At 68.5% G+C, this 13640-nt stretch carries 13 protein-coding genes; 5 read left to right on the plus strand and 8 right to left on the minus strand.

The genetic code is table 11. The features are described from left to right. Positions 1-22: 22 nt before the first annotated feature. Complete coding sequence (locus AB0H54_RS30640; RefSeq protein ID WP_357350139.1) at positions 23-1456, plus strand: hypothetical protein; 1434 nt, start codon at positions 23-25, stop codon at positions 1454-1456. Positions 1457-1512: 56 nt separating this feature from the next. Beyond that, positions 1513-2433: a helix-turn-helix domain-containing protein gene (locus tag AB0H54_RS30645; RefSeq protein ID WP_357350141.1), complete on the plus strand. Its 921-nt coding sequence runs from the start codon at positions 1513-1515 to the stop codon at positions 2431-2433. A gap of 236 nt (positions 2434-2669) precedes the next feature. Here the strand turns inward: AB0H54_RS30645 and AB0H54_RS30650 are convergent, their stop codons facing one another. The 3 genes from AB0H54_RS30650 to AB0H54_RS30660 all read right to left on the minus strand — a co-directional run bounded on the left by AB0H54_RS30650 (position 2670) and on the right by AB0H54_RS30660 (position 5536). Continuing rightward, positions 2670-3539 carry a lysostaphin resistance A-like protein gene (locus AB0H54_RS30650; protein ID WP_357350143.1) on the minus strand — a complete coding sequence of 290 codons (870 nt, stop codon included), beginning with the start codon at positions 3537-3539 and terminating at the stop codon, positions 2670-2672. Positions 3540-3743: 204 nt separating this feature from the next. Next, complete coding sequence (locus tag AB0H54_RS30655) at positions 3744-4400, minus strand: response regulator transcription factor (protein WP_357350145.1); 657 nt, start codon at positions 4398-4400, stop codon at positions 3744-3746. Further along, on the minus strand, positions 4397-5536 hold the full coding sequence (locus AB0H54_RS30660) for a histidine kinase (RefSeq protein ID WP_357350147.1): 1140 nt from the start codon (positions 5534-5536) through the stop codon (positions 4397-4399). The genes AB0H54_RS30655 and AB0H54_RS30660 overlap by 4 nt, the downstream gene beginning before the upstream one ends. Positions 5537-5695: 159 nt before the next feature. Here AB0H54_RS30660 and AB0H54_RS30665 point away from each other — a divergent pair, with 159 nt between their 5' ends. Next, positions 5696-6163, plus strand: a complete 468-nt coding sequence (locus tag AB0H54_RS30665) for a DUF6326 family protein (RefSeq protein WP_357350149.1) — start codon at positions 5696-5698, stop codon at positions 6161-6163. Between the two features lie 105 nt (positions 6164-6268). Here AB0H54_RS30665 and AB0H54_RS30670 read toward each other — a convergent pair whose 3' ends face one another. The 3 genes from AB0H54_RS30670 to AB0H54_RS30680 all read right to left on the minus strand — a co-directional run bounded on the left by AB0H54_RS30670 (position 6269) and on the right by AB0H54_RS30680 (position 9102). Continuing rightward, entirely contained in the window at positions 6269-7126 is an 858-nt protein-coding gene (locus AB0H54_RS30670; protein ID WP_357350151.1) for a lysophospholipase, read from the minus strand. A gap of 65 nt (positions 7127-7191) precedes the next feature. Continuing rightward, positions 7192-7878, minus strand: coding sequence for a helix-turn-helix transcriptional regulator (locus AB0H54_RS30675; RefSeq protein WP_357350153.1), 687 nt, complete (start codon positions 7876-7878; stop codon positions 7192-7194). Positions 7879-8103: 225 nt separating this feature from the next. Next, positions 8104-9102: a nitronate monooxygenase family protein gene (locus tag AB0H54_RS30680; RefSeq protein WP_357350155.1), complete on the minus strand. Its 999-nt coding sequence runs from the start codon at positions 9100-9102 to the stop codon at positions 8104-8106. 354 nt (positions 9103-9456) lie between these two features. Between AB0H54_RS30680 and ahpC the strand changes: the two genes are divergently transcribed. Further along, positions 9457-10020, plus strand: coding sequence for an alkyl hydroperoxide reductase subunit C (ahpC, locus tag AB0H54_RS30685; RefSeq protein WP_355272893.1), 564 nt, complete (start codon positions 9457-9459; stop codon positions 10018-10020). 82 nt (positions 10021-10102) lie between these two features. After that, positions 10103-11722: an alkyl hydroperoxide reductase subunit F gene (gene ahpF, locus AB0H54_RS30690; RefSeq protein WP_357350157.1), complete on the plus strand. Its 1620-nt coding sequence runs from the start codon at positions 10103-10105 to the stop codon at positions 11720-11722. An 82-nt stretch (positions 11723-11804) separates the two neighbouring features. Here ahpF and AB0H54_RS30695 read toward each other — a convergent pair whose 3' ends face one another. Both AB0H54_RS30695 and AB0H54_RS30700 read right to left on the minus strand, forming a co-directional pair. Next, the gene (locus tag AB0H54_RS30695; protein WP_357350159.1) at positions 11805-12620 is read right to left on the minus strand and encodes a YceI family protein; all 816 of its coding nucleotides are present in this window, start codon (positions 12618-12620) and stop codon (positions 11805-11807) included. After that, entirely contained in the window at positions 12620-13636 is a 1017-nt protein-coding gene (locus AB0H54_RS30700) for a carboxypeptidase-like regulatory domain-containing protein (protein ID WP_357350340.1), read from the minus strand. The genes AB0H54_RS30695 and AB0H54_RS30700 overlap by 1 nt, the downstream gene beginning before the upstream one ends. Positions 13637-13640: the final 4 nt, after the last annotated feature.

Raw genomic sequence — 13640 nt, forward strand, 5'->3', positions numbered from 1 at the left:
CTGCACAACCAGGGAGTCGCCCGTGTTCGAGCGAATGGGTCGCGCCGCCACGGCGGCCGCGATCGGCATGACAGCACTGTTGACAGTCAGCACCGGCACCGCCGCGGCGGGCTTCGGTTCACTGCCGCCGGCGAACCCGCACCTGGGCCCCCCGGGCACGGCCACGATGCACGGCGACGCCGAATCCTCCGACGCCACACCGTTCGCTGGTCCCGGAGCGGGGAACATCGACAGCGATTTTCGGGAGCTCGCCGCGGCGTGCCCGACCATCCTCCAAGGTGCCGACGGGCTACCGCAGGCCTTGTGCACCAAGATCATCGACCGGGCCCCGAAGGTCTTCCTGCTCGATCCGGCCAACGGCCGGCCGCTCGCGTCGCTGGACCTCACCAAAGGCAGCCTCCTCGGCGGCGTCTACGCCTACCTGGACAGCAGCGACCGCATGGTCACCGTCGACGGCAGCGGCAAGCTGCTGCGCATCGGCCACCGCAGGAACGGCGACGACTGGACGGTCTTCATCGAATCCGCGACCGATATCTCCCAGGCTGTGACCGGGCACTGCGGCGGCGGGGATTGCGACGCGGTCAGCTCGGTGATGCCCGACTTCGACGGCCGGGTCTGGTTCGCCACCGACAACGCCGCGGCGGGCTTTTCCGACCCCGCGACCGGTGCGGTCCGCTCGATCGTGCTCGGTCCCGGCGAACAGGTCGCCAACAGCATCTCCACCGCGCCGGACGGCGTGGCCATCGCCACCACGCACGCGCTGTACCTCGTCGACGTGGACGGCTCCGGTAACCCCCGGGTGGTGTGGCGGCAGGCCTACGACCGCGGCCCGGCCCGTAAACCAGGCCAGCTGTCCTGGGGCACCGGCGCCACGCCCACCTTCTTCGGCCCCGGTACCGGCACCGAATACCTGGCGATCACCGACAACGCCGTCCCGAAGGAGAACCTGCTCGTCTTCGACACCGCGACCGGCCACCGGGTCTGCGCGGTGCCGACGGTCGACGGCACCGAGAACTCCCCCATCGGCGCAGGCAACAGCCTGTTCGTCGCCGGGACCTACGGCTACCCGTACCCGGCTGTTCCGGAAGGCGCGGGCCCGAGTGAACCGGCCGATGCCGCGTTCACCGGTGGGATGGTGCGGGTCGACGTGATCGGCTCCGACTGCCGGGTGGTGTGGACCAACAAGGCGCTCTCGGCCGCGGTGCCCCGGCTCTCGGTGGCCGACGGCAAGATCTACACCGTCACCCGGCACACCATCATCCCGACCGGCAGCGTCGGGGTGACCGACAACTTCCGCTACACCGTCATCGACGCCGCCTCCGGGCGCATCGACACCGAGAAGCTGATCGGCGCGACGGCCGTCCACAACACCCTGCAGATGGTCGGCACCATCACCCCCGATCGAACCCTCTACCAGGGCACGATGAGTGGCCTGTTCCGCATAGCACCACGCTGAGGGGCGTATGCGATCATCGGAGTCGATCGGTGGCCTGCGATCCGGGAGGGGGCGAGATGCGATCGGATTCGGCTCGTCCCCAGGATGATTCACCGCCCACCAGCCGGGTGGTCGCGGTCGTGGAACTCCTCGCCGCCCGCGGCACCGCGCTCTCGGCGGCCGAGATCGCCCAGTCGCTCGAACTGAGCAGGTCGACGGTGGGCGCCATCCTGTCCACGCTCGACCGGCACGGGTGGGTCCGGCGACAGCCCGATCTGGCCTACCAGCTGGGTCCCGGTCTGTCGCGGGTCGGGCTGTCGGCACCGGCGACCCTCGTCGAGAGCACCGCGGTCGGCGCGGAACTCGAACGCCTGGCCGCCCGCGTCGGCTGTGGCGCCGCGCTCACCGTGCTGAACGGCGACGAACTCACCTTCGTCGCGGTCACCGGCGGCCAGGGGCTGATTCCCGCTGGCATCGAGAACGGGACCCGGATCCCGCTGCTCCCACCCGCCGGCGCCACCCTCCTCGCGCACGCCCCCAACGCGGCGCAGAACCGATGGCTCGACCGCGGCGATCCGGAGCGGCGCGCCGAGTTCCGTGGCGTTCTGGAAACGATCCGCACCACCGGCTTCTGCGCCTGGAGCCTGCGCCCCGGCGCGCTCACCGCGCTGCGGGTCCTCTCCGACGTGGTCGACCACCTCGGCGACCGCCCCGCCACCGATGAACTGCGCGGCCGGGTCCTCGGCCTGCTCGGCGACGTCACCGGCAGCGCGCACACCGAGCACGACCTGCACTCCCCCGAGTCGCTGTCACTCGGCTACCTGAGCGCGCCCGTCCTCACCACCGAGAACCGCGCCCTCTTCGAAGTCCAGATCGGCCCGCTGCGCACCGAAGCCACCCTCCCCGAGCGTCGACACTTCATCGACGCACTCCTCGCCACCACGCGCCGGTTGGAGCACATCGCCACCGGCGAAATGTCGACCGGGAAGACGACCTGAACGTCGGCACTGTGACGACTCAGGTGAGGAATTCGATTCGGAGAGAATCCCTTTGGACCTCAGAGACACCGCTACGGGACGGGATGCCGACGCGGTCCGCAGTGGCTGCGGGATGACGGTCTGACCGTACCTGGCTGCGGGCATGCGCTTCTGGGCCGCCCGCGTCGCAGGAACACCAAGGAGCACGACCTCGGCGGCGCGATCGCGTGGAATCGGCGATCACGCCGCAGGCCTCGTCAGGGTCGCTGGGATACCCGCTCCTCGCCACCGCCGTGCCGTGGAAGGACGCGAGCTTCCTTGGTTCCTTGGACGACCGGCGCCGGGCTCGTGCGCATCAGCCACGCCGCGGCGGCGAGTGTCAGCACCCAGCCGATCACTTCGATGAGCAGATGATCTGTCGCATCGGGAACCGATTGCAGCAGGAACACCCGGACGCTGTTGATCGCTCCGTGCGTCAAGACCGCCGGCCAGACACTGCCCGACCGCCAGCGAAGGGCGAGCAGCAGCGGCGCCCACGGCAGCATGCCCGCGAAATAGATGACGATGTCCCACGGTGGGCGGTCACCGATGACAGCGAGCACCGGCAGGTGCCAGACGATCCAGACCGCACCGCTGACCAGGGCCAGCGGCCAGAAACCCCAGGACGAGGCACGGGTCACCAGCCAGCCGCGCCAGCCGAATTCTTCGCCGATCGCGAAGACCGATTGCAGGACGAAGACCGGAACGACCCACACCGTCGCCATCAGGATCTGGTCGAGCGGGTTGAGCGGCCAGATCCCCACGGCCAGTGCGATGCTCGTTTGGATGGCGGCGATCACGGTGATGAGGCCGATGCCGATACCGGCCCACCTGGGTGTGCCGCGCCACCCGGTGGCGAAGGTCTGCCGGAAGGTTCCGGGTCGCCGGGCGAGCCACAGGATGACCGCGGCGAGCAGCGGGGTCAGTTGCAGGATCGGAACGATCAGGTTGTCGAAATCCGTGGAGACGAGCCGAAAGACCATCGGAACCGAAAGCGCGTAACACAGCGCGATGGCGATCGTGAAGAACCACGCGACATCGGTGCCAGTCGATCCGGGAGAACCGCGGCGCGCACGAACTGTCGTCACGACTGCCCACCTCTGACAACGGAATCACTGCCAACCCACTGTCGCTTCGACCGCGACGTCGACAACCGGTCACGCGGACCGGAATTCGTTGTCGGAGAGCGGGAATCTCGGTTCATGCACGGACCGTAACAATCAGTTTCGATCTCCGGATCCCGGAAAGACCCGGAAATCCACCCTGAAAAAGCCCCTACCCGACTTCCGCCGCTAGTCGGCTCGCACACGTCTGGTGTCGTATGCCCACATCGCGATCTCGACGCGGTTGCGGGCGCCGAGCTTGCCCATCAACGATGCGACGTGGCTCTTGACCGTGCTCAGGCCGACGAAGAGCTCGGTGGCGATCTCGGCGTTCGTCCGGCCGCGTGCCACCAGCGCGAGCACCTCTTCCTCGCGCTCGGTGAGCGGGTCGATGGGCTGGACCGGTACCACCGGCGTCTGGTCGGCGAAGGTCGCCAGCAGCCGGCGGGTGACGTTGGGGGCGATCAGCGCGTCCCCGTCGGCCGCCGCGTGGATGGCCTGCACGAGGAGCTCCGGCCCGGCGTCTTTGAGCAGGAAGCCGCGGGCGCCGGCGCGCAGCGCGCCGAGGACGTACTCGTCGAGGTCGAAGGTGGTGATCACGACGACCGCCATCGGGTCCGTGACGCCTGGCCCGGCAAGGCGTCGCGTCACCTCGATGCCGTCGAGCCCGGGCATCCGGATGTCGACCAGGAGCACATCGGGACGCAGCCGGGTCGCCAGGTCGAGCGCTGTGAGCCCGTCGACCGCCTCCCCCACGACCTCGAGGTCGGGTTGCGCGCCGAGGATCATCACCAGCCCGGTCCGGACCAGGTCCTGGTCGTCGGCGACGACCACGCGAATGCTCATGTCGGCGCCTCCACGGGCAGCACCGCCTCGACCACCCAACCACCGTCGGGCCCCGGCCCGGCGGCAAGTGATCCGCCCAGGAGCTGGGCGCGTTCGGCCATGCCGAGCAGGCCGAATCCGGGCTTCGGGACCGGCCCCGGCTCGGCCTGTCCGTCGTCGCTGACCCTCAGCCTGACGGTGTCGCCCTCCCGGCATACGGCGATCCCGACGCGGGTCGCGCTGCGGGCGTGCCGGACGGCATTGGTCAGCGACTCCTGGGCGAGCCGGTAGAGCGCGGCGTCCACGGGTCGTGCCAGCCGGGTCAACGAACCGTCGAGCGAGATCTCGACGGTGGGCGTCGCGTCGACACGCGCCAGGGCGGGCAGGTCCGCGACACCCGGTTGCGGTGCGTAGGCGACGGGTTCCTCCGCACGCAGCACCCGCACCATGGACCTCATCTCCGCCAGGGTTCGCGACGCTTCGGACTCGATCGCGGCCAGGACCTCGACCGCCTTCTCCGGCTGGACGGCTGCGACCACGCGCCCGGCCTGCGCCTGCACCGCGATGGCCGAGACGTGGTGGGCCACGGTGTCGTGCAGCTCGCGCGCCAGCGCCACCCGTTCCTGATTGCGGACCTCGCGCTGTTGGCGACGCCAGAGGTCCGCGCGGTAGCGGAACACCGCCGCCAGGGCGACGAACAACAGCAACAGGACGGTGCCGCCGAAAACGTCGGCCCAGCCCGCGGAGGAGGCGTACATCCCCAGTGCGACGACGACGGCCACGAACGTCGTCCCGACGACGATCTCCCGGCCCGAGCCCCACCGCACCAAGGCGTAGAGCAGGATCAAGTCGGCCATCATGGCGTAGAGGCCCAGGTCCCCGGCATGCGCGGTCAGCTGCAGGACCGAGAGCAGCCCGGCGGCAGCCCAGCCGACCAGGGCGGCCGGCAGCGGGTGGTTTCGCCGCCAGAGCAGGGCGGGTATCAGCGCCACGGCGAGCACCGCTACCAGGGGTCGCCAGGCCAGGTCCGGCCGAACGATGCTCTCGACCGCGGCGGCGGCCGCGAACACGCCCACCATCAGCCAATCGAGCCGACCGATCGGTGGGGCGTCACCGGGCCGCGGCTCATGCCAGAGGGAGCGCCGGAGGGTGACCACGGCTTCAGCATAGGGATCGGCGCGCCTCGGCGGACCCGCCGAAAGTACGAGACGGAGATCATGCCATCGGCCAGGCGAACTCCGGCCCCCGGGCCGGTGTGCCCGGCGTCGGGCTCGGCGATCGTGGACCTACCGATCCGCCCGACAACGGAGCCCACGATGAGCACACATCAACCCACCACTCTGGACGACCAGCCGATGCCGGTGCGAGCAAAGCTCGCCGCAGCGTGGACGAGCTTCATGTTCCTGTACGCCTACGTGGACATTCTCAACTTCTTCACGCCCGGCGTCATCCAGGAGATCCTCGCCGGCAAGGTCTTCGAATTCGATCTCTCCCAGACCTTTTCGACCACGGCACTGACCCTCATGGCCGTCCCGATCTTCATGATCTTCCTGTCGATGACGCTGCCCGCCGGGGTGAGCCGCGTCGCCAACCTCGTCGTGGCTTCGCTCTACATCCCCGTCACGGCGTTCAACGTGACGGGCGAGTCCTGGTTGTACTTCTACGGCCTCGGCGTCGTCTTGGAAGTGGTCCTTCTCGTCCTCATCCTGCGGTACGCCTGGACCTGGCCCCGCACCGCACGTTCGGCGACCATGCCGGCTGAAACCGTTCGAGCGCGGCAGTAAGCGTGAACTGTTTGGAAGCAGGTACCTAAGTGCCGCAATGGCTTTCGCGGCTTCATGCACCTCAGAAGCATGAAGTCGCGAAAGCAGCAGAACTCTCCGAAGTGATTACCCCAGGCTCCCCTCACCGCGAAGGGTCCGGTCGATCCATGCGATGACCTCGGCCAGGATGACCGGCCCCTCGGGTTCGTCCTCCACCCCGTGGTACACGCCCGGACAGGTCCGCAGTGTCGCCGACGGCACGAGGTCGACCACCCGGCGGCTGGCGGAGATCGGATTGATCAGATCGGCGTCGCCGTGCACCACGAGCAGTGGTGCGGAGACTCGGGTGGCAGCCGATGACACCCGATCCATCTGTGCCAGAACATCGATCGCGAAGCGTGCCGTCGCTCGCCCGTGGACCAAGGGATCGGCGTACCGCTCGGCGACGACGGCGGGGTCGCGATTGACCCGCTCGAACCGCAGCCCGTTCGGCACCGTCAGGGTGGCGAAGACGCGGCCGAGGCTCCTGACCACGGCCACCTTGAGACGCTGGTTGCGCAGCTCCGAGTCGAAGGCGGGTCCGGTCGCCACCACCGCGGCCACGTCCGCCCCCGGCCGGTCCGCCGCGTAGAGGAACGCGTAGAGCCCGCCCAGGCTGTGCCCGTACAGCACGACCGGTGCACCGCCCGTTCGGGCACGCTCGTGTGCGATGAGATGGTCCACGGCCCGCGCCGTCGACTCGTAGCGGACGTCGCCGCGGCGTCCGTCGGATCGCCCGAATCCTTCGTGGTCCATCGCGAGCACGGAGAAACCGGCCGCGGTGAACAGCCGAGCCGTGCTGTCGTAGCGGGCCGCATGCTCGCCGAGACCGTGCAGGATGACGACACTGGCACGCGCGGGCCCGCTCGGGACCCAGTGCAGTGAGGTGAGTCGGGGGCCGCCACCATCCGGTGTGAAGGAGTCGACGAGGGGTGATGTGTTCACGAGCAGTTCCTTTCCGGTCTGCTCGAGCCTCGTCGTTTCCCGATGTCCAGGATTGGACCAACCTGCTACATCGGCAGGATCTCCCAACGGATCGTGCTGAACGCGGTGGGCGGGGCGCCGAAGGTTCGGCGACATGTCCTGGTGAGGTGGGAGCTGTCGGTGAACCCCGCCAGATGCGCAGCCTCGGTGAGCGTCCGGCCCTGGGCGACCGCCGCGGTCGCCCGGAGCAGTCGGAGCCATCTGACATACGCCCGGAAGGTGATGCCGAGCTCCTCGGCGAAGAGATGGGACAGCCTGCTCTCCGACAGATGGACGGTCGCGGCGAGGTCGCGCAGCCGGATGGGTCGTGAGTCCAGCTCGGTCTGCAGGCGGTCGCGCGCAGCGGCGACGCCCGGATGCAGTGGGTGCGAGGTGTTTCCGGGAGAACGCAGGCGCCCTTCCACATACGCAGTGTGGCCCTGGGTCAGGATCTGTCCTGCCTGATGCCAGGCGAGAGAGTGGGATGGATCGTCCACCAGCTCGATCAGCTCGGCGCCCAGCGAAGACTCGGGCTCGACGTGCGCCACGACGCCCCAGGCCCCGGTGGCGCTGAACGCGTGCGGCTGGTCGGCGGGAACGATCGCCGCGTTCGTCCGTCGCCGCTTGCCTTCGCGATCCTCGATGACGAACGTCCCCTGGTGCGCGACGGCCACCTGCACGGAGTGATGTGCATGTCGCGGCAGACATCCCAGCGGACCCTCGATCTCGAGCACACCGGGACGCATACGCCCTGTGCCAGACCACCGCGAGATCGATGGTTGTCGCTCGTCGAACGCGTGCATCGGCTGAAATATACGCGGCGCTGGAGCAGCTCCGGCAGCGCCGAGATCGACTCCGCCGAGCCACGCCCGCAGGCAACGGCCTGAAGGGCGAGTGACCACGAGGCCAGTGTCCGCCGGCTCGATGCTGAGCCGACGGACACTCGCGACAGCGGGCCGTTAGCGGGCCGGCACCACCGCGCCGGCGAGGTGATCGACCGTGGCCGCGAGATCGCCGCAAGCCTGCTCGTACTGTCTGCGCAGGGTCGCCACGAGATCGGCCGTCGACCCGGCCTCGGTGACGGCACCGATGCCCTGACCCGCACCCCAGACATCGCGCCAGGCCTTGGCATCGGTACCGGAGGAACCGAAGTTCATCTGCGAGGGATCCGACTCGGGCAGGTTGTCGGGGTCCAGCCCCGCGGCGACGATGCTGCCGCGCAGGTAGTTCCCGTGCACGCCGGTGAAAAGATTGCTGTAGACGATGTCGGCCGCGGTGGAGTCGACGATCATCTGCCGGTAGCCGGGCACCACGTTGGCCTCGGCCGTCGACAGGAACGCCGAGCCGATGTAAGCCAGGTCGGCGCCCGCGGCCTGCGCCGCCAGGATCGACCGGCCGTGCGCGATCGAGCCCGACAGCAGCAGCGGACCGTCGAACCAGGTCCGGATCTCCTGGATCAGCGCGAACGGCGACTGGGTCCCGGCGTGCCCGCCCGCGCCCGCGGCGACCGCGATGAGCCCGTCGGCGCCCTTCTCGATCGCCTTGCGCGCGTACTGGTTGTTGATCACGTCGTGGAGCACGAGCCCGCCGTAGGAGTGGACCGCGTCGTTGATCTCGGTCCGCGCACCCAGCGAACTGATCACGATCGGCACCTCGTGCTCGACGATGACCGCCATATCCTGCTCGAGCCGATCGTTGGAGCGGTGCACGATCTGATTGACCGCGAACGGCGCCACCACCGCCTCCGGATTCGCCGCCGCGAACGCCGCGTTCTCCTCGACGATGCGATCGAGCCAGTCGCCGAGCAGCGATGCCGGCCGCGCGTTCAGCGCCGGAAACGATCCGACGATCCCGGCCTGGCACTGGGCGATGACGAGTTCGGGGCCCGACGCGATGAACATCGGCGAGGCGACCACGGGCAGGGACAGGCGGCCGGAAAGCTGCGGGGGCAGTGCCATTGAATCCTCCGAAAGGCAGGACGGACCGGCGAGCGGGCCGCCGGGCGAACGTCAGTTCCTGCACGATAGGAGCCACACCGACCGATATGCAACCAGTTGCATAGCAAGCGTGGCATCAATCACGTGCGCACCCGAGCCAGGACCTCGCGTTCAGGACGGCGCACGGTCCGGCAGCCGCGCGCGAGATCTCCGTCACACCTTTCACCTTAACTGGATCTATTCAAGATTACGTAGCCAGCCCTTATTGGCTCGGACTATCAGTAGGCTCGCATACTTTGATTAGTGCTATCAATCGGCGATCTATAGCTTCGGGAATCGAAAGATCCCACTACCGTTCGGAATGAGGCCACTTCCATGTCGCTGATCAACAAGAAGATCAAGCCCTTCGCCGCGGAGGCGTTCAAAGACGGTGCCTTCGTCAGCGTTTCCGACGAGGACATCAAGGGCAAATGGGCGATCTTCTTCTTCTATCCGGCGGACTTCACCTTCGTCTGCCCGACCGAACTCGGTGATCTCGCCGATCACTACGACGAGCTGCAGCGTCTGGGCGTCGAGGTCTTCTCCGTCTCGACCGACACCCACTTCACCCACAAGGCGTGGCACGCGTCGTCCGACACCATCGGCAAGATCAAGTACGCGATGATCGGCGACCCCACCCTGCGGATCAGCACCGCCTTCGAGGTGCTCCGCGACGACGAGGGCCTCGCCGACCGCGGCACCTTCCTGGTCGACCCGGACGGCGTCGTCCAGTTCACCGAGGTCACCGCCGAGGGCATCGGCCGCAACGCCGCCGAGCTGCTGCGCAAGGTCAAGGCCGCACAGTACGTTCGCTCGCACCCGGGCGAGGTCTGCCCGGCGAAGTGGGAAGAGGGCGACGACACTCTCGCCCCGTCGCTGGAACTCGTCGGCAAGATCTGATTCGTCGACCGCAGCTGCCCCGGTGGCACGGGACCCGACTCCCGTGCCCCGCCTCAACTCTCAACGTCCGGAGTAGACCCGCATGCTCGAGACCTCGCTCGCACGCCAATTGAAGACCCTGCTCGAGAAGGTGACCCAGCCGATCGAGCTCGTGTCCACCCTCGACGACCGCCCCAAGTCCACAGAACTGGCCGAGCTCCTGGACGAGATCGCCGGCATGTCGGATCTGGTCACCCACCACCGCAGCGGCATCGACGCGCGCCGGCCGTCGTTCGTCGTCCGTCGCACCGGCTCCGACATCGAGGTGGGGTTCGCCGGAATCCCGCTCGGACACGAGTTCTCCTCCCTGGTGCTGGCCCTGTTGCAGGTCGGCGGGCACCCCTCCAAAGAGGCCGCGGACCTGCTCGCGCAGGTACGAGATCTCGAGGGGCAATGGACCTTCGAGACCTACTTCTCCCTGTCCTGCCAGAACTGCCCAGACGTCGTTCAGGCCCTGAACCTGATGTGCGTGCTGAACACCGGCATCAAGCACGTCGCGATCGACGGCGCGCTGTTCCCGGACGAAATCGACAACCGCCAGATCATGGCGGTGCCGACGGTATTCCTCAACGGTGAACCGTTCGGTTCCGGGCGGATGAGCCTCGAACAGATCGTCAACCGGCTCGACACCGGGTCGGTCGAACGCACCGCAGCTGCCCTCTCGGCGAAGGAGCCCTTCGACGTGCTCGTCGTCGGCGGCGGACCCGCGGGAGCCACGGCCGCGATCTACGCATCGCGGAAGGGAATTCGCACCGGCGTCGTCTCGGAGCGCTTCGGCGGCCAGGTGCTCGACACCATGGGAATCGAGAACTTCGCGTCGGTGCCCTACACGGAGGGCCCGCGGTTCGCCGCCGCGCTGGAAGACCACGTCCGCCACTACGACGTTGACATCGTCAACGCGCAGAACGCGACGAAGCTGTCCCCCGCCACCGCCGAAGGTGGCTTGGCGGAGGTGGAGCTCGCGAGCGGTGCGCGTCTGCGCTCGCGCAGCGTGATCGTCGCGACCGGTGCGCGGTGGCGGTCGATGAATGTTCCCGGGGAATCCGAATACCGGAACAAGGGTGTCACCTATTGCCCGCATTGCGACGGCCCCCTGTTCAAGGGCAAACGCGTCGCGGTGATCGGTGGCGGCAACTCCGGCGCCGAAGCCGCCATCGATCTCGCCGGGATCGTCGCCCACGTGACCCTGGTCGAATTCGACGCCGAGCTGCGTGCCGACGAGGTACTCCAGCGCAAGCTGCGCAGCCTGCCCAACGTCGAGATCCTGCTCAATGCGATGACGACCGAGGTCGTCGGCGACGGTGCCAAAGTCACCGGCCTCACCTACACCGACCGCACGACCGAGGCGTGGCATTCACTCGCCGTGGACGGCGTCTTCGTCCAGATCGGCTTGCTGCCCAACACCGAATGGCTCACCGGCACCATCGATCTCACCCCGCGCGGCGAGATCGTCGTCGACGACCACGGGCGAACGTCCGCTCCCGGAGTATTCGCGGCGGGCGACTGCACCACGACCCCGTTCAAACAGATCATCGTCGCCGCCGGAGCCGGAGCGACAGCGGCCCTCGGCGCGTTCGACCACTTGATCCGCACCTCGATCCCGAACGAGGAAACCGAGCTGGGCGAGCACGCTACCCCGGCCGAGGTCGCCGTTCTGTCGTAGCGCTCGACAAGTCCCTGGGCAGTGCGCGGCGAGATGGCCGGTCTCGCCCGCGCTCCCTGGTGCCGGGTAGGCAAGGCTCGAGCTACATTTCGGGTAGTCGTTCGCCTTGCACGACCTCGACATCGAGTTCGATTTTGACGGTGGTGCCGACGGCAGCCACTCCCGCGCGTACCACCGCGTTGTAGTCGATCGCGAAATCGTTGCGGTGCAACAGTGTTTCGGCGTGGAACGCCGCCCGCACGCCACCCCACGGATCCTGCCCGGAGCCACCGTAGGTCACTGCGAGATCGATCGGGCGGCGCTGCCCGTGCAGGGTCAGGTCACCGGGCATCACCCAGGTGTCGGCACCGGTGCGGCGCAACCCGAGACCGGTGAACGTGATCGTCGGATAGCGCTCGACATCGAGGAATTCCGGTGAGCGCAGATGATCGTCGCGCATCGAGACGCCGGTATCGATGCCCGCCGCCACGATCTCGGCGTGCCCCGTGGACCGTTCGAACGGCTCTGCGATATCGAGTCGCCCGCTCACCTGCGCGAATCGGGCCTTGATGCCGGCGATACCCAGGTGACGCGCGGTGGCGATCACCGTCGAATGCGCCGGATCGATCGTCCACCGCCCCGGCGGCGGCGAGGTCACCGTCGCCGCCGCCAGCACCACCTCACCGAGCGCACCGGTTCCCGTCGCGGAGATCTGTGCGATCCGCGCGACCGGCTCGAACCCGACCGCGGTGAGCACGGCGGTGTGCATTCCCGCGGGCAGTGGGTCGGTACTCACAGACCCGGTCTCGTCGGCCTCCCCGCGGGCGATCTGACGGCCCGACATATCCGTCACCGTCAGCACCGCGTTCGGCACCGGCCAGCCCGCCGCCGTGCGGACACGACCGGTCAACCCACTCATCAGCGGTTCCCGGGCTCGTAGCGGAGCCGCACGTCATGAGCGACCTCGGCCCCGGAGACGCTGACCCGATCGGTCACGGGCGGATAGCCACGGGTGATCACGGTGTACTCCCCTTCGAGCAGATCGGCCACGACATAGCGGCCGTTCTCGTCGGTGCGCGCTGTCGCCGTCACCTCCCCCGCGGCGTCGAGGACGCTGACCAGTGCGTCGGGCACGGCCCTGCCGTCGTCGGCCAGGGCGGATCCGGTGAGTACCGACATCGCGGACAACTCGATGTCCTGGCGAAGCACGCCGCTGTCGGGCACCGTCACGGTGATCGCACTGGGACGCCGATGCTCCGCGGCCGCGACCAAGGTATAGACACCCGAGACCACGCCGTGGCACGCGTATGCGCCGTCGCCACCTGTGACAGCGGCGCCGATCACCTCACCGCGCGGGTCGGTCACAGTGACGGTGGCACCCGGCAACGGCGAACCGTGGCCGGCGGTCCGGACGACACCCGTCAGCTCACCGGAGCCGACCAGGCTCAGGTCCACTCGCTGGGGTCGCTCGCCGACCGACACGTTGACGGCGGTCGGCTGGTGTCCCATCGCCGACACGATCAGGACGTAGCCGCCCGACGTCGGTGCGCTGATCGCGTAACCACCATCGGCGGCACTGCTCGTCCGCGCGACCTGACGGCCGTTCTGATCGATCAATGTCAGCACCGCACCCGAAAGCGGCTGGCCGTCCTCGCGGCGGACACGACCGTCCACCACGCCGCTGCCCGCGCCGGACAACCCGCCGGTCGGCAGCGCGGCCCGCGCCGACGCATCCATCGCGGCCGCCCGATGACCGTTCTGTTCGGCTGTCGCATGCCGCCCGACCGCCGCCGTCGGCACCGGTTCGGCCTCGGACAGCACCCGCTCGGCGCCTTGCCAGACCTGCTTCCCGTCCCAGTCCGACTCCGCGAGCGCAGCCAGTTCGGCATCGAGCGGATCGGTCGTCTCAGCTTGCGACGCAGAAGCTTTCGCCATCGGG

The organism is Nocardia sp. NPDC050718 (assembly GCF_040654235.1).
Lineage (GTDB): Bacteria > Actinomycetota > Actinomycetes > Mycobacteriales > Mycobacteriaceae > Nocardia.

What these genes read in the sequence shown, in the direction of transcription:
- AB0H54_RS30645 (WP_357350141.1), top strand. Translation starts at nt 1,513, where the DNA reads ATGCGATCGGATTCGGCTCGTCCCCAGGATGATTCACCGCCCACCAGC.
- AB0H54_RS30655 (WP_357350145.1), bottom strand. Translation starts at nt 4,400, where the DNA reads ATGAGCATTCGCGTGGTCGTCGCCGACGACCAGGACCTGGTCCGGACC.
- AB0H54_RS30665 (WP_357350149.1), top strand. Translation starts at nt 5,696, where the DNA reads ATGAGCACACATCAACCCACCACTCTGGACGACCAGCCGATGCCGGTG.
- AB0H54_RS30680 (WP_357350155.1), bottom strand. Translation starts at nt 9,102, where the DNA reads ATGGCACTGCCCCCGCAGCTTTCCGGCCGCCTGTCCCTGCCCGTGGTC.
- ahpC (WP_355272893.1), top strand. Translation starts at nt 9,457, where the DNA reads ATGTCGCTGATCAACAAGAAGATCAAGCCCTTCGCCGCGGAGGCGTTC.
- ahpF (WP_357350157.1), top strand. Translation starts at nt 10,103, where the DNA reads ATGCTCGAGACCTCGCTCGCACGCCAATTGAAGACCCTGCTCGAGAAG.
- AB0H54_RS30695 (WP_357350159.1), bottom strand. Translation starts at nt 12,620, where the DNA reads ATGAGTGGGTTGACCGGTCGTGTCCGCACGGCGGCGGGCTGGCCGGTG.
- AB0H54_RS30700 (WP_357350340.1), bottom strand. Translation starts at nt 13,636, where the DNA reads ATGGCGAAAGCTTCTGCGTCGCAAGCTGAGACGACCGATCCGCTCGAT.